At 44.7% G+C, this 23994-nt stretch carries 23 protein-coding genes and 1 other annotated feature; of the genes, 2 read left to right on the forward strand and 21 right to left on the reverse strand.

Annotation, left to right across the window (positions count from 1 at the left end; translation table 11 throughout):
• Nucleotides 1–256 precede the first annotated feature (256 nt).
• Nucleotides 257–1453: an MFS transporter gene (locus BN1765_RS15045; RefSeq protein WP_222705400.1), complete on the reverse strand. Its 1197-nt coding sequence runs from the start codon at nt 1451–1453 to the stop codon at nt 257–259.
• A gap of 298 nt (nt 1454–1751) precedes the next feature.
• Entirely contained in the window at nt 1752–6080 is a 4329-nt protein-coding gene (locus BN1765_RS15050) for a S8 family peptidase (protein ID WP_147554267.1), read from the reverse strand.
• Nucleotides 6081–6568: 488 nt separating this feature from the next.
• Here BN1765_RS15050 and BN1765_RS15055 point away from each other — a divergent pair, with 488 nt between their 5' ends.
• Both BN1765_RS15055 and BN1765_RS15060 read left to right on the forward strand, forming a co-directional pair.
• Nucleotides 6569–7717, forward strand: a complete 1149-nt coding sequence (locus BN1765_RS15055; protein ID WP_050615906.1) for a cysteine desulfurase family protein — start codon at nt 6569–6571, stop codon at nt 7715–7717.
• A 12-nt stretch (nt 7718–7729) separates the two neighbouring features.
• Nucleotides 7730–8275, forward strand: coding sequence for a transcription repressor NadR (locus BN1765_RS15060; RefSeq protein ID WP_050615907.1), 546 nt, complete (start codon nt 7730–7732; stop codon nt 8273–8275).
• A 56-nt stretch (nt 8276–8331) separates the two neighbouring features.
• Here the strand turns inward: BN1765_RS15060 and pheA are convergent, their stop codons facing one another.
• From pheA to BN1765_RS15155, 19 genes are all read right to left on the reverse strand, one after another.
• Nucleotides 8332–9195 carry a prephenate dehydratase gene (pheA, locus tag BN1765_RS15065; protein ID WP_050616801.1) on the reverse strand — a complete coding sequence of 288 codons (864 nt, stop codon included), beginning with the start codon at nt 9193–9195 and terminating at the stop codon, nt 8332–8334.
• A 202-nt stretch (nt 9196–9397) separates the two neighbouring features.
• Nucleotides 9398–9847 carry an ACT domain-containing protein gene (locus tag BN1765_RS15070; protein WP_050615908.1) on the reverse strand — a complete coding sequence of 150 codons (450 nt, stop codon included), beginning with the start codon at nt 9845–9847 and terminating at the stop codon, nt 9398–9400.
• Nucleotides 9848–9865: 18 nt separating this feature from the next.
• Nucleotides 9866–11158, reverse strand: coding sequence for a GTPase ObgE (gene obgE / locus BN1765_RS15075; RefSeq protein WP_050615909.1), 1293 nt, complete (start codon nt 11156–11158; stop codon nt 9866–9868).
• A 54-nt stretch (nt 11159–11212) separates the two neighbouring features.
• The gene (locus BN1765_RS15080; protein WP_050615910.1) at nt 11213–11746 is read right to left on the reverse strand and encodes a Spo0B C-terminal domain-containing protein; all 534 of its coding nucleotides are present in this window, start codon (nt 11744–11746) and stop codon (nt 11213–11215) included.
• A 386-nt stretch (nt 11747–12132) separates the two neighbouring features.
• The gene (gene rpmA, locus BN1765_RS15085) at nt 12133–12423 is read right to left on the reverse strand and encodes a 50S ribosomal protein L27 (protein WP_050615911.1); all 291 of its coding nucleotides are present in this window, start codon (nt 12421–12423) and stop codon (nt 12133–12135) included.
• 12 nt (nt 12424–12435) lie between these two features.
• The gene (locus BN1765_RS15090) at nt 12436–12771 is read right to left on the reverse strand and encodes a ribosomal-processing cysteine protease Prp (protein ID WP_050615912.1); all 336 of its coding nucleotides are present in this window, start codon (nt 12769–12771) and stop codon (nt 12436–12438) included.
• Between the two features lie 9 nt (nt 12772–12780).
• Entirely contained in the window at nt 12781–13089 is a 309-nt protein-coding gene (gene rplU, locus BN1765_RS15095) for a 50S ribosomal protein L21 (protein ID WP_050615913.1), read from the reverse strand.
• A gap of 14 nt (nt 13090–13103) precedes the next feature.
• Nucleotides 13104–13187, reverse strand: a sequence feature (ribosomal protein L21 leader region).
• Between the two features lie 81 nt (nt 13188–13268).
• Entirely contained in the window at nt 13269–14678 is a 1410-nt protein-coding gene (locus BN1765_RS15100) for a ribonuclease E/G (protein ID WP_050615914.1), read from the reverse strand.
• Nucleotides 14679–14866: 188 nt separating this feature from the next.
• Entirely contained in the window at nt 14867–15733 is an 867-nt protein-coding gene (locus BN1765_RS15105; protein WP_050615915.1) for a M50 family metallopeptidase, read from the reverse strand.
• On the reverse strand, nt 15726–16478 hold the full coding sequence (locus BN1765_RS15110) for a M23 family metallopeptidase (RefSeq protein ID WP_187119456.1): 753 nt from the start codon (nt 16476–16478) through the stop codon (nt 15726–15728). Before BN1765_RS15110 ends, BN1765_RS15105 begins: the two co-directional genes overlap by 8 nt.
• A gap of 172 nt (nt 16479–16650) precedes the next feature.
• Nucleotides 16651–17454: a septum site-determining protein MinD gene (gene minD, locus BN1765_RS15115; RefSeq protein WP_050615917.1), complete on the reverse strand. Its 804-nt coding sequence runs from the start codon at nt 17452–17454 to the stop codon at nt 16651–16653.
• A 2-nt stretch (nt 17455–17456) separates the two neighbouring features.
• Nucleotides 17457–18143 carry a septum site-determining protein MinC gene (locus BN1765_RS15120; RefSeq protein WP_082195496.1) on the reverse strand — a complete coding sequence of 229 codons (687 nt, stop codon included), beginning with the start codon at nt 18141–18143 and terminating at the stop codon, nt 17457–17459.
• A gap of 77 nt (nt 18144–18220) precedes the next feature.
• Nucleotides 18221–18757, reverse strand: coding sequence for a rod shape-determining protein MreD (mreD, locus tag BN1765_RS15125; protein WP_050615919.1), 537 nt, complete (start codon nt 18755–18757; stop codon nt 18221–18223).
• Nucleotides 18754–19638: a rod shape-determining protein MreC gene (gene mreC / locus BN1765_RS15130; protein WP_050615920.1), complete on the reverse strand. Its 885-nt coding sequence runs from the start codon at nt 19636–19638 to the stop codon at nt 18754–18756. Before mreC ends, mreD begins: the two co-directional genes overlap by 4 nt.
• A gap of 125 nt (nt 19639–19763) precedes the next feature.
• On the reverse strand, nt 19764–20777 hold the full coding sequence (locus tag BN1765_RS15135) for a rod shape-determining protein (RefSeq protein WP_050615921.1): 1014 nt from the start codon (nt 20775–20777) through the stop codon (nt 19764–19766).
• A 145-nt stretch (nt 20778–20922) separates the two neighbouring features.
• Nucleotides 20923–21597, reverse strand: a complete 675-nt coding sequence (gene radC / locus BN1765_RS15140; protein ID WP_050616802.1) for a RadC family protein — start codon at nt 21595–21597, stop codon at nt 20923–20925.
• A 76-nt stretch (nt 21598–21673) separates the two neighbouring features.
• On the reverse strand, nt 21674–22231 hold the full coding sequence (locus BN1765_RS15145) for a Maf family protein (protein WP_050615922.1): 558 nt from the start codon (nt 22229–22231) through the stop codon (nt 21674–21676).
• 185 nt (nt 22232–22416) lie between these two features.
• The gene (locus BN1765_RS15150; RefSeq protein WP_050615923.1) at nt 22417–23412 is read right to left on the reverse strand and encodes a hypothetical protein; all 996 of its coding nucleotides are present in this window, start codon (nt 23410–23412) and stop codon (nt 22417–22419) included.
• 103 nt (nt 23413–23515) lie between these two features.
• Nucleotides 23516–23956 (reverse strand): type II secretion system protein, encoded by a 441-nt coding sequence (locus BN1765_RS15155; RefSeq protein ID WP_050615924.1) that lies wholly within the window; start codon nt 23954–23956, stop codon nt 23516–23518.
• Nucleotides 23957–23994 lie beyond the last annotated feature (38 nt).

Below are 23994 nucleotides of genomic sequence, written 5' to 3' on the forward strand. Positions count from 1 at the left end.
GTATTACAGGTGTCTTGACACTTATATTTACATATTTACTTCTAGCTGGCAAGCTTTTTTCTTCATTGCATCGAAAGTAGACAAGAAAAAAACCTGATCTTGTAAGGACCAGGTTTTCCATTCGTATAATTTTTATTGGTAAGACCTCTATTCAAAAAGAAAGGCTCCAATTAGTATAAATAAAATCAAACAACTGTAAGGTTGATTCAACGATGAGGGCAGCGAATGAAAGCATCTCGCTAATCACAGTTTTACATTATGCCGCCTCATGGCTACGGACAGTGCCCCGCCGCCGGAAAATGGTCACCAATGCCGAATTGATGATCAACAGGACAGCAGAGACGATGAATACGTATGGAATGCCGAACGCACTTGCCACTTGGCCGCCCCATAGCGGACCAACAACGCTTCCGATGTATTGCGCTGTCTGATTATATCCGTATGCTTGGCCCGTGATTGATTCCGGGACGATTTTCTTCAGATAGGTGTTGATAGCAGGCAATAAGCCGCCCAAGCCGAATCCCAACAAGAATCGTAAAATAATCAGGAACCAGATGGAAGTGGCAAATGCATGAATGCCCAAGATGATTGCCACGAATAACAAAGAGAACTGCAGTACGCGCTGAGGCCCCACCTTATCGCTTAATTTTCCGAGATATGGTGCTGAAAGTATATTAGAAAAGCCCGATACAGCTGTGACGATACCGGCAAGAAGAGCCAGGTAGGATGTGTTGCCCGCCAAATCTTTTACATAAAGAGTCAGCACCGGCTGTATGGACAGAATGGCAGATTGCAAAAGAAAAGTCGTAATCAGCACATTCGCTAATCTTTTTAGGATCGCTTTATTGTCCATAGGAATAGCAGCTTGTTTGATTTTTTCTTTTTTGACGGGATTGAAATCTTCCCGGATATATAAAGTCAGGAAGAAAGTCACAAAGAGAATGGCACCAGTAATCCAGAACACTTCGCGAAGCCCGATCAAGTCCGCCAATAAACCGCCTAATACAGGCCCAATCAATGTACCGCCGACGCCGCCGGTAGAAAGGATACCCAGCGCCCGGCCGCTTACATCGGAAGGGGTTTGCGTAGCTACAAGAATGATGGCTGCAGGGATAAAGCCGGAAACAGCCCCCATTGCCAGCCGTGCCCCGACAAGAAAATAGACATTCGGCGCAAAGCCGATCAGAATCATGATGATTGCCATACCCAAGCTGGCGCGCAATAACATGGTTTTTCTTCCATACCGGTCAGCCAGCTTCCCCCATATTGGAGAGAAAATCGCGGCTGTTAAAAACGTACTGCTGAATGCTAAGCTCGCCCAAACCTCTACATGGTCATGCTCACCAAGCTGTGAAATGTATAATGGAAGGAACGGTATGACCAGATTCATCCCCGCGGCCGTTAAAAAAGACCCAAACCAACATATATACAAATTCTTTTTCCAAGTTGTCACATATTTGCCTTCTTTCTTTGTACTGCCTAATTCGGCAATGTTTTATAGATTCCGGACAAATTTATTCTAAAATACTAAACAAAAGGAAAAAGGATTCTTTCCAAAAAAATCCTTTCATTTGTCAAACATTTCATTTATTCCGTTACTAAAGTCATCTATTATATTACGACTTTCGAAACATTATGTAAAATATTCTGTTTTGTCATTTATTGGCGATTGTTATACAACCGGCAATGCGTCGGCCTTTTCGCAAAAAAGAAGCCAGCTTTATAAACTGGCTTCCTCTTCATGTTAACGTTTATTTTTTTGCATTGATGTACAACTTCGCTGCTGCTCTTTGGATACTGACATTGCCATAATCATCGGAGGCTTTCACTTCGATTGCTGCGCCAGGCGCCTTTACGTTTGAAGTGGCTGTATAGTAGCCTACGTAATGACCAGATGATGTTTCTTTCATCGGCAGTTCTGTAGCATTTGTCACATCACCGGCATTAGTCAGCGGCATAAGGATTTGGAATTCAGCTTTCAGGCCAGGTTCACTGTCAAATTCAATTTTGACAGATTCGCCGCTCTTCAATTCCTTGTCTTCAGTCGGCACTAAATTAGCGATTGCAGGCGCTGTGTATTTCGCACTGATTGTAAGGGTTGTTTTCGTTTTATTTCCGGCTTTATCTTGCGCAAGAACCGTAATTTCATTGGTTCCTTGTTCAACCATGATGCGTTGGTCAAACTTGCCGGCTGTGACAGTCGCTTTTTGTCCGTTCACTTTTACGAAATCCAAGTAGTCATCTGCAACCGTTCCTGTCACACGGATTGTTTCTTTATTGGTTTTAGATCCGTTTTCCGGAGAGGTGATGGCCAATGCCGGCTTTTCCTCATCCAGTGTAATTGTGACCGCCTCAGAGGCATCCGTTGAACCATTGGCTGTTCTTGCTTTAGCAGTCAATACATTTTCACCTTTATTGAGCGTGATATTAACTGCAAATGTACCTGCATCGCTTACTTCCGCGCTTCCCGCTTTTTCGCCGCCATTAAAAATATCAACGGTTGTTTTCGGTGAAGCAGAGCCTTCAATTGTCATTTCTTTCTTATTTGTAAATGCGCCGTTCTTAGGAGTTTGGATGACTGGACTCTTCACTTCATAATTAACTGATGCACGGATCATGTAATTACCTTCATCAGCAGGAGACAATGACCATGCTCCGCTGACGCCCTGCCAGCTACGTTTAGCGTTCGGGCCATCTTCATCCGTTGCCAGACCCGGTGCGTTCGGATTTGCTTTTGTTTGGGTGTAAACAACATAGAAGTCGCCGTTAACTGTAATTCCATGGGATGTTAAATCAACATTTGTCCAATTGCCATCTCTTAAAGCAGTAGCATCGAAAGGACCAGCCAATTTTTTGCCTGGGCTTCCGCCTGTGCCTGTTGCATCATAGACGGATACTTGGAATTCTGTTCCGCCTGGCACTGGCCATTCAGTGTTCCAGAATAAGAATTGGGCTCCTGTGACGAGTGCAGATTTCTGGCCTTCCTCCAGCGACATTTTCACAGCCCAGCTATTGCCTGCCGCATTGAATGCCCGTGCATTTTCCGCAGTGCCGTCATCGTATTTAATTTCTCCAGGATAACCGATAAATGGTTTCAACTGGATATCCTTCACAAGGGAATCGCCGCCTTTTAGGTCAATCTTCATTTCTGTGCTGTAGTAGGTTGGAGCGACAATTTTCAATGTATAGTTGCCTTCATATGCTTCCAGGTTGAATTCGCCATTTGCATTTGTAGTGGCCGGCTGGACAGCTGCGTCTTCCACGACTATCACAGTCGCTCCGCTGATTGGTTGGCCAGTCTGTTGATTAGTTACAGTTCCAGTAACCGTACCTTTAGCAATTTCTTCAAGTGTAAAGTTAGCTGTGGCTGTTCCATCTTGGGCAACATGGACAGATTTGGCCTGTGAACGGTAACCGTATGCTTCCGCCTGTACGGTATAGTCGCCCGCCGCATGAGTCAATTGATAGCTTCCGTCCTGCGGCTTCGTATAAACAGTTCTTCCTGTTTCGAGCACACTTACCTGTGCTTGGATCGGCAACAAAGCTGGTGCCGGATTGCTGTTGTCTACTTTTCCTTCTTCTGCCTTCCCTGCTGCAGGTTTAATCTCGTCCGGATTTACTTTTGGTTTTGCTTGGGCTGAAGAATCGGACACTGTTCCTAATGAAGCGCCAAGCTTCGCTTTTTGCGATGTTTGCCCTGGTGTAGCTGTCAATTTGACATCATCCAAATACCAGCCTGTTTTTACGACAGATCCATCCGTTTTCAGGTTGAAAGCGATGTAGATCCGCTGGCCTGCGTATTGGCTCAGATTTACTTCTCCGTCTATCCAGCCATTTGATTTATCATTAAATCGGGCTGCTTGCGTCCAGTTCTTTCCGTCTGTAGAAATAAATACATGGCCAAAGTCATAGTTTTTCTCAAGCTCATACCACTGCTTGAATTGCAGATAGCTTTCGCCCTCCGGCAGATCGACCGGCGGCATTTGAAGGCTCATATTAGCTTTATTCGGATAAGTACCTGTCAAGTTGGTCGCATATACTTTCTCACCGGATACAGCACCTTGAGGGCCACTTTCTGGCTTACCCCAGCTCCAGGAATTATTATCGCCGAACGATGTCCAGCCCTCAGGTTTTTGTTCGAAATCTTGCTCATAGCCGACTGATATGCCCGGCAGTAAAGAAACTGTAAAAACATCTGTTTCCTTGGTGTTGCCGCCAAAGTCACTTGCTACAAATTTATACTGCAATTCATCGCCATTTGTCTCTGATGCAGGAATAACAGCCGAATAGGTGCCAGATTTGTAATCACCGTCGACTCTTTCAGCATTCACATCAACCCATGTGCCATCCTGCTTTTTGTATTTTAAGAGAACGCTTGTTACAGAGATATCATCTGAAGCAGTTGCCTTAAGCGTAATGTCTGTCCCTTTATAGAACGTGCCTTCTGATTGATGGGAAATATCAGGAGCCTGGGAATCTTCCCCTTCTTTAGTGACTGTTCCCTTAATTGTTCCAAGGCCGCTTACCACGCTGGATACAGCATCAAAGGCATTGACCAATCCATGGCCGTATCCATTATTCGGTGAATTAGGGAATGTGGCATCTGTCAATGGTGTAGCTGTATCCTCTAAAATCGTTTCCACTTGATCAACCGTAAGATTGGCATTAGCCTGTTTCAATAAAGCAGCCACAGCGGTAACATGCGGTCCAGCCATGGATGTTCCATTCCATCCTCCTTCATAAGCCCCTCCAGGCACAGATGAACGGATATTTACGCCGGGAGCAGAGATTTCAGGCTTTGTTTCTTCATATGGGGAAGGCCCCTGCAAAGAAAAGCTGGCCAGTTTATTGTTAATATCCGTGGCGCCTGTTGCAAAGGATTCCGGATAGTTGGCCGGATTGGCTACCGATCTAGGGCCGCCAGGATTTGTAAGTGTTGTGTTACCGGCAGAAAACTCTGGGAAAATATCGGCGTCACGCCAAGTCTGTACCATCGGACGGAACCATTCATCTAGGCCAGCACCGCCGCCCCAGGAATTATTCACGACATCCGGAGCTTTCTCAGGATGTGGATTACCGGCACTATCTTTCGGGGCCAGCACCCATTCTCCGGCTTCAAGCAAGTCTGCGTCCGTCCCGCCATTATTCGTAAATGCTTTGACAGATATATATTTGGCGCCTGGTGCAACCCCTATTTTATTAGCGCCGTTCTCTTCTGAGCCTACCATTGTACCGATTGTATGCGTTCCATGGCCAAGGTCATCATATGGGGATGCTTGATTGGCACTTGTGGCATCGAGCCAGTTATATTCATTATCCGGGCTATTCGGAGAAGAAGGATTATAGCCACGGTATTTGGTCTTCAAAGCGGGGTGGTCCCACTGCACGCCTGTATCAATACTGGCGATGACTGTTCCCGCTCCGTCAATGCCCATATCCCAGACTTGTGGAGCTCCGATTTTATTGATATTCCACTCAATGGAGGAGTCGGCTTTCGGCTGTACTTGGAGGTCTCCCCCTTTTTGAGAAGCCGCTTCTTTTTCTGTCGCTTCTACAGTGGCCGGCTGGATCAGCTGCCTTGTTTCATTCGGCAGGATTTTTTCCACTTCCGGGAACAAAGCAATCTGCTCCATTACTTCTTTTGTCGCCGTAACCGCTACGGCATTCACGATATAGAAAGATTGAATATCCTTCGCCTTACCTTCTATTTCTTTCTTATCGAGGAAACTCTTTAAACGGTATTGCGATTCCAGCGATTTGGCGCGCAGATTAGACACGATGGATGACCGTTTCATCAGCTTCGCTTGGGCTGGCGTCAAATTTTGGTTTTTAGCAGATTCGGTAGCTGCTTTGGCCACCTTTTTTGTATCCACTTGGTCTTTCAGTTTAATAAGGAATGTCACTTGGTCGTCATTCAAGAATTGCTTTTGAACCTTTTCGGCAATTTTTTGCTTGCTTGTCTCGACTAACGAGGTTTTCACTGACGAGTGCAGTGAATTTGCAGTTTCAGCATTGGCACTATAGCCAGTTGGAAATAACAATGATGGAATAAGGACAGTTGCCGCCAAGACGGCCGTCATTTTTTTCTTTTTCTTTTTCAACTTATTTCCCTCCCATATTCTTTTTTCTTTCTAAAAACCACTCTCTCATCAGCCCCCTTATCACCTAGTAAACAAGATAGATTTCTTGCTGTTGGCTTTACGATACACGACAGTAAAGAACGAAAGTCGTCATTTTGTGTCACCGAAGAGAGACCATTTTGAAAATGATTCTTTGGAAGGATGCTGTTGAAGCGCATGATAAGCCGATTTTATCAAGGCATTTCATTCGACAGAGGAATATATTAAGAGAAAGCATTCCTATTAAACTAGAAAAACGATTATAGAAAACGAAGCAGGGTAAAAAATGAATCTTTATGCCTGGAACGTATTTTTCAAAGAAGCCGATCAAAGATGCATATAACAAGTCTATATACCTATACAGCCATTCATATCTTTACATATGTCTTGACATCTATTAACAAGATTCATAGACTGGTGGTAGCATAATCGCCAAGGAGGTTATTTTTTTGAAGTATTTCGATTACGCCGCTTCGTCCCCCATTTCGCAAGCCGCGTTAGACAGCTACTTAGAAGCCTCGCAACTCATATATGGCAATGCCAGCTCCCTGCATGACGAAGGCAGCAAAGCCGCTGATCTTCTGGACTATTCGCGGCAGCTTATAGCCCAGACAATCCCATGCAGCAGCCGGAATATCATCTTTACAAGCGGCGGAACCGAAAGCAACATGCTTGCCATCCAGACACTCATCCATAATTCGAACAAAGCGTGCAACCATATTATTTCATCATCAATGGAACACCCTTCGATCCTACATGAACTGGATTATTTACAAACTATTGGATACGAAGTGGATTATATTCAGCATCTTCCGAACGGGTTAATTGATATCCGCCATTTCAAAACATTGTTAAAAGAGACAACCTGCCTCGTTATTGTACAGCACGTCAATTCGGAAATTGGCATCATTCAGCCGATCAAGGAAATTGCTGAGCTCCTATCAAATCGACCTGCATTCTTGCATGTTGACTGTGTCCAGTCTTTCGGAAAGCTGCCGATATCTTCAGTCTTTGATTGCGCAGACAGCCTGTCTATATCAAGCCATAAGGTCGGCGGCCCGAAAGGATCTGGTGCGCTTATCTTTCCGGCCATCCAATCTTTGCAACCGCCGCGCCAAGCGATCCCGCATGAATCCGGCTTTAGGGCTGGAACAGAAAACATTGCCGGCGCATATGCCTTCGCAGTCGCCGCAGATGAATACGTGCAGCAGAGGGATGCCAGCCTGGCACATATCAAGAATTTGCGTGAAACTATTCTGAAGCGGCTTTCGGAAACCAAAATAACGCTGGAATGCATTGAAGGCCCGCCAGATCGGCAGTTGCCCCACATTCTTTGTTTGTTTTCTTCTGAATACACCGGGCAATATGTTATGATGGAACTAAATCGCAGAGGTTTCTGCGTCTCTGCGGGCAGTGCTTGCCAAAGCCGCTCGAAATCCCCATCGAAGGCTATGCTGGCTATCGGAAAAAGGGAACATGAAGCGAATGCAACAATCCGCGTTTCCTTCGGGAAATCACACACAATTGCACAATGCCAGGAACTCACAGAAGCCCTGATAAGCATTTTGCAGACCGAACCAAGAATTCATCATACATAAAGGAGATAGATTATGGAAAAAGGCCCGAAACTATTGGGGGAAGAAAGACGACAAGAAATATTGCATATCCTCAAGAGCAGCGGCAAACCGGTAAAGGGCGGAGACTTAGCCAAAAAAGCGAATGTCAGCAGGCAGGTGATCGTTGGCGATATTACTTTGTTGAAAGCCATGAATGAACCAATCATCGCTACCTCCCAAGGCTATCTGTACATGCAGCCTGCCACAGAACCTGTTCAATATGAACGGACGATTGCATGCCAGCACTCCCCTGAGGACGCCGAGCTTGAATTGCAGCTTCTGGTTGATATCGGTGTCACAGTAAAGGATGTCAGCATTGAGCATCCGGTCTACGGCGATTTGGTGGCATCCATTATGGTCAGCAACCGCAGAGAGGTAAAGCAATTCATTGATAGAGTGAAATCGACACAAGCTGCTTTCCTTTCACAATTGACGGATGGCATCCATTTGCACACGATCTCCGCTCCATCTAACAAAGCCTTGGATGAAGCAGAAGAAGCGTTGGATAAAGCCGGATTCCTGATCGACAGACAGTCATAAAAAAAAGCAGGCTGCCCCAACATGTGGCAACCTGTTTTTTTATGTATATAGCATCCTCAGCCATTCATTCCTTCTATAACCAAACTTCGATAACTGCCCAATACAGTGACCTTACAGCCAAGCGCTTCCAACTCCTGAATGGTTCCGGGAAGCAGGACGTCATCCATCGCCATATCGATATCGACCAAAAAGAAATAATTTCCCAGACCCGTTTTCATCGGGCGCGATTCTATTTTTGACAAATTCAACTTTCTCCAAGAAAAAGCTGAAAGGACCTGGTGCAGGGCACCGGCATAATCATCGGGCAATTCGATCATCAAGGTCGTTTTCATGCCTTCTCTCTTTGCCTGCGCCTCCGATAAATCGACTGCCTCGCGGGAGACAGCTATAAAGCGCGTCATATTGTGCGAATAATCCTGGATATTTGGTCGCACGATTGACAGGCCATATTCCCTAGCTGCCATCTCACTTGCTATCGCCGCAATCTTTACATCCTTATTGTGAAGCACATATTGCGCGGCTCCAGCCGTGGATGAGCTATTTTCGCTCGGCACACCTTTTAGCTCTTTATGGAGAAATTTGTGGCATTGTGCGATTGCATGTGAATGTGAATAAACCATTTGGATCTCTTTCCAATCATTTTCCCACTGTGGATGGACCATTAAATGCTGCTGAATCGGCGTATTGATTTCGCCCTGTATGGGCAACTTTGCTTCATGGACCAGATAATCTATCGTGATTGTTACAGACCCTTCCAACGCATTCTCCAAGGGAACCACTGCAACATCAGCCGTCCCGTCAAGAACAGCATCCAGACATTCCGGAATTGTCATTCTCGGTTCTATGTCCCCATTAGGAAATGCTTTTGTTACTGTATAATGGCTGAAAGTGGCTTTCGGGCCTAAATAAACAATCTTCACTGTCATCACTGCTCCCTTATGTGTATGTATATTGCTCTATGTTAGATTATTTCGAAAATTTTTACAATCATAAAGTGAAACTTTAATCGGATGCCTTACTGGCGCTTATTTTATGAAGAGCTAATTTTCGAACGACACCAAAAATGTAAAGAAGCGAATGATCCGGGACCATTCGCTTCTTTACTCTTTCATTTCCTATTGGTCAGGCGCCTGACCCAAGCACTTCCACTTTATCAACGAACTCCAGCTTCTTTAGGTTGGAAAGCAAGCCTTCGATATCGATTTTCATGGAGCTGACATTCAAGGACAACGTCACATTCGCGCGTCCTTGAATAGGGATTGTCTGATGGATCGTCAGGACATTGCAGCCTGAATCAGCTACGATCTGCAGCAATTTTGACAGAGTTCCGGAGCGGTCCTCCAAATGGAAGAATAAAGTGATGATTTTTTCTTTCACAATGGTATGGAACGGGAAAACCGTATCGCGGTATTTATAGAAAGCGCTCCGGCTTAAATCGACTTTCTGTACAGCTTCCCAGACCGATTCCGCCTTTCCGCGCTGAATCAGCTCTTTGGCATCCAGCGTTTTCTGCATCGCTTCCGGAAGCACATCCTCACGGACCAAATAGAATTTATGGTCATTCTTTTTCACAGCTTTCACCCCAAGAAATTACTCGACAAATTCAAATTCGAATTCCAATATCTTAACGATATCGCCGTCTTTCGCTCCACGCTGCCTTAAAGCGTCATCCACACCGTACGAACGCAATTGTCTTGCGAAACGGGCAACGGATGCGTCCCGATTGAAGTCGGTCATTACGAATAAACGCTCAATCTTATCGCCGGTTACCACAAAACGTCCATCCGGTTCACGCGTGATCTCAAACTCTTCTGTATCCTTCTCGAATTTGTACATGACGCGATGGATTCCATTCTCTTCTTCCAGCTCATGGTCAAGAGGGAATTCCGGCGTTTCTTCCAATGTATCAGCCACTTTGAACAGCAGGTCGCGAATTCCTGTCCGCGTAAGTGTAGAAATCGGGAATATTGGATGCTCGTCGCCGATTTTTTCCTTAAAGGCCTTTAGGTTCTCCTCTGAATCAGGCATGTCCATTTTATTGGCTGCGATGATTTGCGGGCGTTCCGTCAAGCGCAGATTATATTCCTTTAATTCATTGTTGATTGTCAAATAATCTTCATATGGGTCGCGGCCTTCAAGCCCAGACATGTCAATGACGTGGACAATGACACGTGTGCGTTCGATATGGCGAAGGAACTGGTGCCCGAGTCCGACACCTTCCGAAGCCCCTTCGATCAACCCTGGAAGATCAGCCATGACAAAGCTGCGGTTATCTTCTGTTTCTACTACACCAAGATTAGGGGTAATCGTCGTAAAGTGGTATTCAGCTATTTTAGGCTTCGCTGCACTGACCACTGAAAGCAGCGTTGACTTCCCAACGCTCGGGAAACCGACTAACCCTACATCAGCCAACACTTTCAGTTCTAAAATAACATTTCTTTCCTGTCCTGGTTCGCCGTTTTCTGCAATTTCAGGCGCAGGGTTGGCAGGTGTGGCAAAACGGATGTTTCCACGGCCGCCACGGCCTCCACGGGCGATGATGGCCTGCTGTCCATGTTCAACTAGATCGGCTATGATTTGGCCGGTTTTTTCGTCTTTAACGACTGTTCCCGGCGGGACTTTAACGATTAAGTCAGACGCATTCTTGCCGTGCATGCTTTTGGACATGCCATGTTCACCACGGGGTGCTTTGAAATGTTTTTTATAACGGAAATCAACGAGTGTACGCAACCCTTCTTCCACTTGAAAGACAACATTGGCTCCCTTGCCTCCGTCTCCGCCAGCCGGCCCGCCATTCGGCACATATTTCTCACGGCGGAATGCAACCATCCCATTACCGCCGTCTCCGCCTTTTACATAAATTTTCGTTTGATCGACGAACATCTAATCACTTCCTCTTTTGTTTACATCGTGTTGTTGCCATTATACAGGACTCTCTCATTTGAGCCAATCCAAATGGAACACGAGCATTTCTTCTGTAAATGTATCTACGCTTAACGCGGCCAACTCTGGACTTTTATCCAGATAGGAGGCCAGCTTTTCTTGTACTTTTATCTTGCCCTGCAATTCAAAGGTAAATCGGATGGATTGCCCTGTTTCATCTATCAAGATCTTCAGCTCATTTTCATCAAAGACATTCAACGATGAACTAAGTTCCATCATAAACGCTTCCATCCATGCGCACATATGCTTGTCAATGAGCTCTGTGCATGCGATGGCGGCAAGGACTTCATATTCAACCGCGAATGGAAACCCCCTCCAATTGCTTGTGAGGAGCAATGCTGCCAGCTTGGGCATACGGCAATTGGACAGTTTCGTTTCATTCTTTGATTCCATGATAATCTGATCAATAACCGCTTTTACACGGTCCATTTTCCCTAATTCAATATTTCCTTTGATAAGCTGGATTTTATTGAGCCAATCATGGCGCGAACAACTTAATAGATCGACGATACCCCAGTTTTTATCCATAATTAAATAATCTCCTACTATCCTTCACTTTTTAGCGAACTAACAGTAAAGTATCTCTATCGAGTCCGGCAGACAATCTAATGTTTCCTATGCCTATTATGGACAAGGCACTGGCTATGGGCCAGACATATTCCCCCATTTGTAAGCATGGAGCCAAACAGACTTCACCGGTCCAATACATCATTTTATCTTTGTACGCATCTATTGTTTAGTATAGCAGAAAAGAAATGAATGTTAACGATAATTGTTAGGAGGGCTATTCTTTGCGGAATATAATTCATAGTGAGCAACGATTTATTTAGTACACAAGCAACCTTTTTTCGCGGCTAAGCCCCGAAAAACAAGAAAGCTCTAACCTAATAGGTTAGAGCTTTCTTGAATAAACATTAAGCTTCTTGAGCTACTGGATATACGCTTACTTTTTTACGGTCACGTCCGAAACGTTCGAAACGAACAACTCCGTCCACTTTCGCGAATAAAGTATCGTCTCCGCCACGGCCTACGTTTTCACCTGGGTAAATCTTTGTACCGCGTTGACGGTAAAGGATTGAACCGCCAGTAACTGTTTCACCGTCGCCAGCTTTAGCGCCAAGGCGTTTTGCTTGAGAGTCACGTCCGTTCTTTGTAGAACCTACTCCCTTTTTAGAAGCGAAGAACTGAAGATCTAATCTTAACATCGAGTCCACCTCCTATTTATTAAGGATTACTTTTATATATTTTCCATAATCTCTTTGGATTGTTTGCAAGGAAACACGCATCGCTTCCAAAAGAAGCTGCACCTTTTCCCGAGACTCGTCCGATAGATCGGAAGGAATCTCACAATAGAGGTAACCTCCGTTGCCCTTCGTATCAAGTATCGGCTTGACATCGGTCAAGCTTAGGATACTATTGACAGTTCCGAAAGAAACTGCCGATGCTCCGGCACAAACAATATCCTGACCACGTTTCGCAAAATCAGCATGACCACTCATGGTGAAAGATTGAATCTGTTCATCATGGTTATAGTCGATTTTTACGGTAATCATAGACAAACCTTACGCATTGATTGCTTCAATAACAACTTTTGTGTATGGTTGACGGTGACCTTGTTTCTTATGGTAGTTTTTCTTCGCTTTGTATTTGAAAACAGTGATTTTCTTTTGACGGCCTTGTTTTTCAACTTTACCTGTTACAGTAACGCCTTCAACTAGCGGGCTGCCCACTTTCACGTTGTCTCCACCTACGAATAAAACTTTATCAAAAGTAACAGCTTCGCCTTCAGCAGCGTTTAGTTTTTCAACATAAACTACATCGCCTGCAGCTACTTTGATTTGTTTACCACCAGTTTCGATAATTGCGTACATACTTGCACCTCCTCATAATGACTAAGACTCGCCTATCACAGGTGAATTGCCAGCGGCAACTGCTTTTAAAAACCTGCTCCGTGCGGTTGTAGCATGGTGCGCTACAAACATAACAAAAGAATATTATCATGTTTTACAGGAATATGTCAACTTGTTTCGCCGAGTATTTGTTCTGCTGGTTATGAAAGCCGTCTAATCCGGAAATACGGATACAGGGAATCTTTGACTGTAAAACAAAGCTCGCATCCCATTTCAGATTGCAGCCGGTCTTTAAAGACAGTATTTTCTCCGGAAAACCACTGAAGAACATCCGCAGAAACTTCCACCTCGATTAAGCTGAGATTCTTTTTCCGTTCCTGATAGAGCTCCCTCTCCAGTCTGAAGGCGGCGGACTGGCTGCTTTCCACACGGCCGCTCCCCTGGCAGACTGGGCATGGTTCCGTCGTTTGCTGCCTTAGGGAGGGAGAAGTGACCTTTCTGGTAAGCTCCAGTATGCCCAGGTCTGAAAACCCGGCGATTTTCACTGTCATCGAATCCTTCTTGGCCTCTCTGTTGACGGCGCGCAAGAGTTCAGCACGGTCGCCGCCATTGATGAAATCGATTAAAATCATGCCGCTTATATTCCTTAGCCTGATTTGGGAAAACGCTAGGCGCACCGCCTTCAGATTGGTGCTCTGTATAGTCTCGGATTTATCTTTTTTTCCCGTGAATTTTCCTGTATTCACATCGATGGTGGTCATGGCTTCCCCTTCCTCGATCACAAGGAACCCTCCATTATCAAGCCAGACGATGTTTTTGTATAACCGTTTCAATTGTTGCTCTGCATGCATGGCCAAAAATAGATCTTCCGGGTCTCGATGATAGCGAAGTTCCCATTCCTCGCCGGCTAACGATTGCAATTGTTGATAAAGGTTAAAATCATCCACTACACAAATGCCCGTCTCATTCTTTTTCATCTCCTGCTGAATCAGGCCGATCAATTGGTTTTTCTCAAACAGAAGACCGGGCGCTTTTTGGCCGGCTGCCAGCGATTGCAATTGGCGGTATTTTCCTCGGCACTTCTTCAATTCATGCTCAAAGAAGGACTCGTCTTTTTCGGCCATTTCTGTGCGGATCAGCATGCCCTCCCCATTCTCCTGATGTTTTTCACCGATATCTTTCCACCGTTCACGCATGTGATGGTCTAATTTTTTTGAGACAGCCACATAACCCTGCCCTGGCGTATAAACCATAAAGGGAGTAGACACCTCAACATAGCCGCTCAGGCGGGCTCCCTTGTGTTCATTCTCATCACGGACAACCTGAACCATAATTTTTTCGCCTTGGGTAATGATTTTGCTGATGTCCTTTTCTGTCTTCGTTGATGGCTTTGCAATATCTGCACGATGGAGGAAACCATTTTTATGCGGGCCGAAACGCACAAACGCGGCATCCATTCCGGGCACTATTTTTTCTACTTGCCCCACGTAGATATTGCCGACAAGGCTCCGCTGTTGATGATTCCAAATATGCAATGTTTGCAGCTCCCCAGCATCCAGGACGCCTATTCTGTTTTCCCTGCCAATCGCATTCACTAAGATTGTTTTCATATCTGACCCTTTCTTTCATTGTGCTTGGCTATCCGTAAAAAAGCTCCATGCATTCAGAAAACGAAGGTATGGGATCCAACCATACTTCCATTTTTCCGCCATGGAGCTCCTGTGTTTTCAATTCATCTTCTGTTCCCATTAAAGAGTCCCCTGGGATTAGCCACGCGATATCTGCAAGGATACCATATTCAGTAGGAATATAACAGGTCGCCAACTTTATCTCCTGTTCTTTTTTCTGTGAAATAAGCATGCAATACTTCCGTTTCATCCAAAGCGCCTTTTTCTTTGCCTTGATTGGTCACGATGACAGGGTGTTTGCATCCCCTTTGGAAATATTGCAAGAGACTGTATAGCTTTTCATTCTCATCCACTCTGATCGGCTTCAGCTGGAGAACTTCCTTGTTCTTTCCGTAATGCCTTTCCAACAGGAACCTCATGAAAATATAATGGCGCTGCTTCCATTCCATTGCGATTGAAAACAGCAAAAAAGCCATAATAATACACATATTCAATGAGAACTGCTGCAGCCAGATGCTGAGCGGCACCAAAAGCATGATGAACAATAAAGAGAATTGGAGCATCCACTTATGGCTTTTCAAAAACGACAAGCGGATGGAAAGGAATAAAAACAATAGTTTGCCGCCATCCAAAGGCCATAATGGCAGCAAATTGAACAGGCATATAGACGCATTCATATAAGCAAAAGTCAAAAAGGAAACCTCTGATAGAAAACCGCCCGCAAATAAGCCATATGCCAAAGCAAACAGCCATAAATGTTGCAGGGGGCCGAAAACAATGACGTTTACTTCTTCTTTAATGGAGCGGTTTCCATATTCCTCTGTTTCCATTACGCCCCCAAACGGCAGCAGGGTGATCGACTTAATGCGCCATTTATAACGCGTTGCCATCCAGGCGTGGCCCATTTCATGAAAGAAAACGACAATCAAAAGCATGATCAACTGCTGAAAATGAGCGGTCAATACGGCTATCCCCATCACCAGCCATGTAATAGGATGGACCCTTACCTTCGCCATCACTTTCAAATATTTATTCAAAGGTAATCACCTGGCTTGGATCGATAAATGCCTCATTCTTCTTTACGGCAAAAAACATTTTCCCGTTTCCCGACCCGGCATCTGAAACAACGCCGAGTTTTTGTCCTTTTTGTATGTCTTCATATAAACCGACAGATAATGACTTCAAGTTTCCATACCATGATTCACTCTGATCGGCATGCTGCAGGACCACTGTATTGCCCCATTTTTCTTTTTTTCCGGCAAAGATCACAGTGCCATTGTCGATGGCGCCGACTTTGACATTTTGGCCGCTCTTAAGCAAGACGCCTTCCCCGTTGCTTTTAAAATCTTCCGTTATACTTCCTGCGATGGGAACGGCATACGTCGAATTAACAGGTTGAACCGTCTCTTTCCTCTCCTCACGGTCAGAAGGCAGAAATGCAATCGGTTTGCCGAATGTATCTTCATACCAATCTGTGATATACGCAAACTGCAATTCTTTTTCAAATGAAGAAGCGACTGCCTTCCTTGCCGGTTCGAGACGGGCAGTCGGATATTTGTACATGAGCGCCACACCAACGAACAGGAGGACAGCGCCAAGCACCTTCAGCAGAAATAAATCCTTCCGGAACAAAGGATATTTCACGTCTTCGCTTCCTGCGTACGAGGGAGGATAAGAAGACGTGTAAGGCTGGGATTCTCCATGATCGCCCTGCTGTTCCTGCGCTTTTTTCATCTTCCTAATCCGGTTGTGGATCTCTCTCCTTCTTTGATCAGTCATCATATGCATAGGCTCCTTTTCCATACAGATTCGTACTACCACTATATGAACCCCTTGTCCAAACTATACCCTCAAAAGCACAAGGCAACAGAACACAGGAAAGAAGATAAAAAGCGCGGATAACGAAGGGCATAAAAAAAGCATTCAGCTTGTATACTGAATGCTTTTTTATCATTTAACGCCCACTGAATATTCTTTTCAATCTGGCAAACATGCCGAGTTGCGTCTGCTCCATCGGCTTCAAAGGAATGGATTCACCCAGTATCCGGCGCGCTATATTGCGGTAGGCGATAGATGCCGAGTTTTTCGGATCAAGCGCGATCGGCTCACCTTTATGGGATGCCTTAATGACATCATCATCGTCAACGACAATGCCAATAAGGTCGATTCGCAAGTGTTCAACCACTTCATCTATATCCATTACATCCCCATTGCTGACCATATGGGCACGGATACGGTTGATCACCAGCTTCAATTCCTTAACGTTTTCTTCCTTCTCAAGCAAACCGATTACACGGTCCGCATCTCTTACTGCAGCTTTCTCTGGCGTAGTAACGACGATGGCGCGGTCAGCTCCGGCAACGGCATTCTTATATCCTTGCTCAATGCCTGCCGGGCAATCAATAATAATGTAATCATAATCCTGCTTCAGCTCAGTAATAAGCTTATGCATTTGCTCAGGGCTCACCGCGTTTTTATCGCTTGTCTGAGCAGCCGGAAGAAGATAAAGCAGATCGTCAAAACGCTTGTCCTTTACCAGCGCCTGATGAATCTTACATCTCTCTTCAATCACGTCAACAAGGTCATAAATAATCCGGTTTTCCAGTCCCATGATTACATCCAGATTGCGTAGACCGATATCTGTATCCACCAAGCACACTCTTTTCCCTAAAATGGCGAGTGCTGTTCCTATATTTGCGGTGGTTGTTGTCTTTCCGACTCCACCCTTGCCAGAAGTAATCACAATAGCTTCACCCACGATTAGATTCCCCCTTCTAATCTAGTTAAATTCGGTCTAATATCTTTTAAAACTTGGACTCGGTCAAATTGCATATGATGATCTTCGTCCAGGTAGGCGCAGTGAAGATTCAATTGATCTTCCGGCACAGCTGTAACCGTCGTAATATGTACATCAGCGATGCTGATCTGTGCAGACGTAATGGCTCCGCCAGCCACGACTGCTTGTTCGTTCCCGTTGCAGCCGGCCTGGACAGAACCCCTGATTGTTCCTATCACAAAAACATTGCCTCCGGCCCGGATGACGCCGCCCGGATTCACATCACCGATCAATAATAAATCGCCGGGCACCCGGAGCACTTGGCCTGAACGGACGATGCCTGCCAGTGATTTGATTTCGCTTTTGCCCAATAATTGGTCCGCTTCCTCAAGCGTAATGACATTCGAACTGATCTTTTCAACCACCAGCTTATGGTTCCCTTCAATGACAGAAACCAGTTTTTCTTGTTCTTCCTGAGAAAACTGTCTGTTGCCCGTATGTACATTTACGCTTAATTGCGGTTCATCTTTTTGCGCTTTATAAGAAGTGGCAAGCTTTATTTTCAGTTCTGCGACAATATCCTCAAAAGAACTAGAATTATCAAGATGAAGCGTTAGTCCATCTTTTGTGCCTTTTATCGTAACACTCTGCATGTTTCTATTATTAATCACGCACATCCACCTCAACAATTCTATATTCTATCCAATCATAGTATTATCCTGTTAATACCTGATACGAACGCATACCTTTACTTCATGAATAATGTATCTCCACCGCTGTCCTCAGTCGCATTCTTAAGAAACAATTGTTTAAGCGGATACGCAGCCACCAATAGCACGATCGCATTTAACAGCAACGTTGGCAGCAATCGAATCGCCAGGAATTCTTGAACGGTAAAATCCGTGAAACCTAAAATCAGGTTAAAGCCGTAAACGATGAATTCCAGCATGACAATGGAAAACAAAGACATAATGGAGACAATCAATAGATTATTCTGCAAAATCTTCATGGTCTTGGAAATCATATACGTGACAATCGGATACATAAACAGATAGATCCCCAAAATTTCCGTATACGTTATATCATAGACCAAACCTAAAACCATGCCATACCAAAGGGCAGGCCAATACTTTCCGTATACCGCGAAAAACACTAGGAAGATCATAATAAAGCGCGGTACAACTATCCAATCGCTATTGAACAGATTTCCCGAAAAAATGCTGACAAACACACTTTCAACAATGAAGATGAGAGCGGCGGCTAATGGAATAGCAAACTTTCTCACAGTCCGCCCTCCTCAACATTAACTTCAGATTTATCAGGGTTCTTATCTAATGCCGGATTCACGACCATTACATTTTCAATATCGCCCAAATCGGCAAACGGCTTCACGTAAGCAGTCTGGGTCAATCCATATTGGTCGACCTTCACACTTTCGACTGTACCGATCTGCAATCCTTTAGGGAAAACAAGCCCCAATCCTGAAGTGGTTACAACTGAGCCTTTTTTGACCTTCACATCTGTATCGATTTTCTTCAGCAGCAAACGCTTCTTCTTCGTATCATATCCTTCGATAAAACCGAAGGCCTTGTTCTTGCCAATCTGAACTTGTGCGGAAATCCGGTGTTTAGGATCCATTGAAGTAACTAATTGGACGGTCGAATGTAAAGAAGTCGTCGACTTCACTTTACCGATCAATCCCTTGGATGTAATGACAGCCATATTCTTCTCGACCCCATGATGAGTCCCTTTATTGATTTGGATGTTTTCCTGCCATCTGTCCGGGTTACGGCCGATGACAGTAGCATGGATCGGCGAATACTTGCTTAAATCGTCCTTTTTGTCCAAAATTGCACGTAATTCTTCATTATCATTCTTAAGCTCCTGGACTTGTCCCTTCAATTGGACATATTCATCCAGTCGTGCCTTAAGCTTTTCATTCTCTTCATATGTTTTTTGCAGATTGCGTAAATCCTCAAAAGACCCGGCTATGAATTGTGCAGGCGCATGAAATATTTGTTGGAAGAAACCGGCGGTATCTTTCACAAATTGCTCAGGCCAGCTCACATTTTCTTTTTCCTTTAATGAAAAGCCAATCAATGCCACGAGAATGATGATACTTATGAGAAGCACGATAAGTTTTTTGTTTAGAAAAAACTGTGGCATGATTACACCTCTATATACATAATAAGTAGTTGTGAGTTAATGGATTGAATTATTCGACAAGAATAATAAATCTCTTCACATTCTCCAGTATACAGGAGAATGCCAAGAGATTTAAGACTTATTTATTATAATTTTGCACGACTTCTGAATTCATGGATATGATCCAATGCTTTACCAGTGCCGATTGCAACGCAATCCAATGGATCTTCAGCGATAATGACAGGCATTTTTGTTTCATCGCTGATGACTTTATCCAAGTTGCGAAGCAATGCGCCGCCACCAGTCAAGACAATGCCGCGGTCCATGATATCCGCTGCTAGTTCAGGCGGTGTTTTTTCCAATGTATTTTTCACGGAATCAACAATCGCATAAACAGTATCATGCAAAGCTTCACAGATTTCTTCAGCCGTGATTTCAATTGTCTTTGGAAGTCCTGTCAGCAGGTCGCGTCCGCGGATTTCCATATTCTCGATTCCTTCCGCATCGCCGGCAGAACCGATTTCCACCTTAACTGCTTCCGCTGTACGTTCACCGATCATCAAGTTATATGTTTTGCGGATATAGTTTACGATCGCTTCATCCATTTCATCTCCGGCTACGCGGACAGATTGGCTTGTCACGATGCCTCCTAATGAAATGATGGCCACTTCTGTTGTACCGCCGCCAATATCGACAACCATGCTTCCTGTTGGTTCCCAAACTGGCAGATCAGCTCCGATGGCAGCCGCGAACGGTTCTTCGATTGTGTAAGCATCACGTGCGCCAGCTTGTCTAGTCGCATCAATTACCGCTCTTTTCTCAACAGCAGTAATGCCTGAAGGCACACAAACCATAACATATGGATTACGCGCAAAAACGCCTTTCTTCTGGGCTTGGTTCATATAATATTTCATCATTGTAGCTGTTGTTTCATAGTCAGCGATGACGCCATCTTTCATAGGGCGCATTGCAACCACATTCCCAGGCGTACGCCCGATCATATTGCGGGCATCATTACCGACAGCTTTAATTTGTTTAGAATCTGTTTCAAATGCCACTACGGAAGGCTCTCTGACAACAATCCCCTTGCCCTTCACATATACCAGCGTATTAGCTGTGCCCAAATCTATACCAAGATCTTTTGTTCCAATACCAAACATGAATGTATCTCCCTTTCTCAACTTCGATCAAGTTAAAGTGATTCACAATCATAGTATAAACCACTGTATTTTTTTCATTATTTTTGACACTATACTAAAAAATCATAAATAATATTATATTACATCGTCAAATATTATGGTAGTGTCATAAATATCCTTTTTCTTTCAAACTAACATATTTTTTCTCGCCAATGATTAAATGGTCCAATATGTCTATGCCAATTAATTTGCCGCATTCTATCAATCTCTTGGTCACATCGATGTCTTCCTTGCTTGGAGTAGGGTCTCCGGAAGGATGGTTGTGGACACAGATAATGGAAGCCGCCGATCTTCTGAATGCTTCTTTAAAGACTTCCCTTGGATGGACAATGGAAGCGTTCAGGCTGCCGATGAAAACGGCTTGCTTGTGCAATACCTGATTCTTTGTATTCAGATACAGGCAGACAAAATGTTCCTGAGATAGAAATCTCATGTCATTCATGCAATAGTTCGCACAATCTTCCGGTGAACGGATGACATATCTTTCAGTATAACAGAGATTGTTGATCCTATTCCCTATTTCTACTGCTGCCAATATTTGGATTGCCTTTGCTTCGCCCATCCCTTTAATACTGGTCAACTCCTCGATGGATGCATCTTTCAGCATCCTGAGGCCATCGAATGTACTGATCAATCTTTCCGACAGTTGCAGAACGGATTCATTCCGCGTACCCGTCCTGACCAACAGCGCAAGCAATTCCTGGTTGGAAAGGCTTGCCGGGCCATCACGCAAAAAGCGTTCACGCGGGCGTTCGCTGTTGGGAAAATCTCTTATCATCATCGTACCGCTCAAAAAGCATCTTCCTTCCTATTTTTGTCAACCGAATACGGAGGAAGGCTGCATAAGCCGCGATATTTCAGCGAAATGAGGATAATTCTCGAGCAAGGCGGGATACAGGAAGACCTACGACATTATAATAATCGCCTTGGATCTCTTTGACGAATAATGCCGCTTTCCCCTGAATTCCATAGGATCCCGCTTTATCAAAAGGCTCGCCGCTGTCAATATAAGCATGAATATCTTGGGAATCCAGCTCCCAGAACGTAACGATTGTTTCTTCATAAAAACATCTATACGATTCATTCGTCATCATGCATACCCCTGTAAACACACTATGGGTTTGATTTGAAAGCTGCGATAAAGTTCTGAAGGCATCTTCCCTGCTCTCTGGCTTGCCAAGAATGCGGCCATTATGCACCACTATTGTATCACAGCCGATCACTATAGACTCCTGATGACTTTTTATGGCTGCCTCTGCCTTCTTGTAAGCAAGCTGTTTCACTGCCTCTGCAGGGGAAATGCCCGGTGGGATTGTTTCATCAATATCTGAGGAAAATGTGTGGAAGGGTATGTCCAACAGTTTGAGGAGTTCTTGCCTACGAGGTGATGAAGAAGCTAATAACAATGATTTCATGTGAGCCACCTAAACCTTTACCAAATTTAAAAAGAGAGATACAAATCCATCGTACCAAAGTTTATCTTAGTTCACAATACGGCTTTCGACAAATATTTCTATAAGCCTCCAAAAGCACAAATATAAAAAAACCCTTTAGATTCATCTCTCTAAAAGGGCTGCATTCGACCGATCATGCATGATCACTATTTAATATAGTCTTGGTAGGCAAGGAGAAAATTAAGCAGCTGCTCCTGGGTTTCAAGCGCGGTTTTCACGGATTCCCCTGAGCCGTTCACTTCGGCGGCTTTCAGCAGAGGTCCGGCGACTTTTTGTATGCCTTTATCGTCGCCAGTCGCTTGCTTCAATTGCTTTACTGCATGTTGGATACTGGCATCATGATTCTCCTTGGCAGCCAGCATATGTGCAGAAGAAGAAGTGGCCAGTTCCCGGTAAAGAGTGCGTACAGCCTCCAGCTCTTTTGCTTCTGCTGGCGTAACCTTCCGGCCTTTAGCTGTCTCTAAGGAAAACTCCTTCCAGTAGGAATCGATGCCTTTATTGCGGTACTCCTGGGCGATCCGTTTCGTTCGGGCCAGATTATCGCCGGCAAAAAGCAGCACGTAATACTTTTCCTGCTGTACAAAAACAATGGCTGGCATGCCTTTGGAATGGAATAGCTGCTTTCCTTTTTCGGCTGCTTCTTTATTGCTGAACACTCCTCCCTGCACCATGGATATCTTCAATGGCGAGACAGCAACCGTTTCGCCCGCAGCCGGAGCAGGCACCGTTTCAGCCTGGTTTTCCAACAAGGCAGACGCTTCTTTGCTGGAAGGGTCTTTGCTGGTTATCGTCTTCAATGCTATATATGTAAACCCTGAACCGATCAACACAGCGATTGTCACAATAACGAATAAGTGTTGAATGCCCCTGCCTTTACGGAATACTTTTTTTTGCTTAACGTTCTCTGAAAAAATGGAGTTTTGCTGCTTGTTTAGCGCCGGTTCCTCCGCCGGCAGCTTCCAGTCAAACTCTATCTCGCCGGCATCCGCCGGAGTTTCTTGCATTTCTTCCACCGGCTGGACTGGCTTTTGTTCAGCGGCCTCCTGCCTGTCCGGCGCTTTCGCTGATTTCCCCTGTTTTTTCGGTTTAATGTCCTCATTTAATGTGATGGTAATGGTATTTCTCCGCTCTAGCTTGTCCATGAGAATCCCCCCTTCTCCCGGCTTTTGCCCATCGTATCACAGAGAATAAAAAAAAGAACAAGACTTTTGTCGTCTCATCCCTAATAGCTTTCGCCAAATTCTCTCATTTATCGATGACATCCTCTTTAGCCAGCTTATGAACACTGACAGCCGTACGTCCATCATCTCCGCATAAATTCCGTTTGTCGCCGTGCATGCACACTTTGGATACCGTTTCGCCTTCTGTCGTTAGATAACTAGTATTGTAGCGATCCCACATCGCCTTAGTATCAGGATCTTTAATACCTTCGATATATTTTTGCTCGACCAGCAAGTTATACGTAATTTCAGCAGGAACCTCTTCTTCATGGACAATCAAGTCCTTTATATAAAAGGCAGCAGCATCCTTAAGAGCCAGTGCATTCGCCACATAAGCCTGCTTCCTCATCCCATCGATGGTTTTCAGGAAAGTCGGGACAGCGATGGCAGCCAGTATACTCAGGACGGCCATCACAGCCAAAACCTCTATTAAAGTCAATCCTCTCTCATTTTTCGCAGCCGCCACGTTCCCCAGCTCCTTTTTCTCTCTGATTGCTTAGGAAA

Origin of the sequence: Bacillus testis (assembly GCF_001243895.1) — a bacterium.
Taxonomy (GTDB): Bacteria; Bacillota; Bacilli; order Bacillales; family DSM-1321; genus Bacillus_AD; species Bacillus_AD testis.

Bases quoted from the DNA above. Each gene is read 5' to 3' on its own strand.
- rplU (WP_050615913.1), bottom strand. From the start codon at position 13,089: ATGTACGCAATTATCGAAACTGGTGGTAAACAAATCAAAGTAGCTGCA.
- BN1765_RS15050 (WP_147554267.1), bottom strand. From the start codon at position 6,080: ATGACGGCCGTCTTGGCGGCAACTGTCCTTATTCCATCATTGTTATTT.
- BN1765_RS15110 (WP_187119456.1), bottom strand. From the start codon at position 16,478: ATGATGACTGATCAAAGAAGGAGAGAGATCCACAACCGGATTAGGAAG.
- BN1765_RS15150 (WP_050615923.1), bottom strand. From the start codon at position 23,412: ATGGACAAGCTAGAGCGGAGAAATACCATTACCATCACATTAAATGAG.
- BN1765_RS15080 (WP_050615910.1), bottom strand. From the start codon at position 11,746: ATGGATAAAAACTGGGGTATCGTCGATCTATTAAGTTGTTCGCGCCAT.
- radC (WP_050616802.1), bottom strand. From the start codon at position 21,597: ATGATGATAAGAGATTTTCCCAACAGCGAACGCCCGCGTGAACGCTTT.
- obgE (WP_050615909.1), bottom strand. From the start codon at position 11,158: ATGTTCGTCGATCAAACGAAAATTTATGTAAAAGGCGGAGACGGCGGT.
- BN1765_RS15100 (WP_050615914.1), bottom strand. From the start codon at position 14,678: ATGAAAACAATCTTAGTGAATGCGATTGGCAGGGAAAACAGAATAGGC.
- BN1765_RS15060 (WP_050615907.1), top strand. From the start codon at position 7,730: ATGGAAAAAGGCCCGAAACTATTGGGGGAAGAAAGACGACAAGAAATA.
- BN1765_RS15090 (WP_050615912.1), bottom strand. From the start codon at position 12,771: ATGATTACCGTAAAAATCGACTATAACCATGATGAACAGATTCAATCT.
- mreC (WP_050615920.1), bottom strand. From the start codon at position 19,638: ATGCCACAGTTTTTTCTAAACAAAAAACTTATCGTGCTTCTCATAAGT.
- BN1765_RS15145 (WP_050615922.1), bottom strand. From the start codon at position 22,231: ATGAAATCATTGTTATTAGCTTCTTCATCACCTCGTAGGCAAGAACTC.
- BN1765_RS15135 (WP_050615921.1), bottom strand. From the start codon at position 20,777: ATGTTTGGTATTGGAACAAAAGATCTTGGTATAGATTTGGGCACAGCT.
- rpmA (WP_050615911.1), bottom strand. From the start codon at position 12,423: ATGTTAAGATTAGATCTTCAGTTCTTCGCTTCTAAAAAGGGAGTAGGT.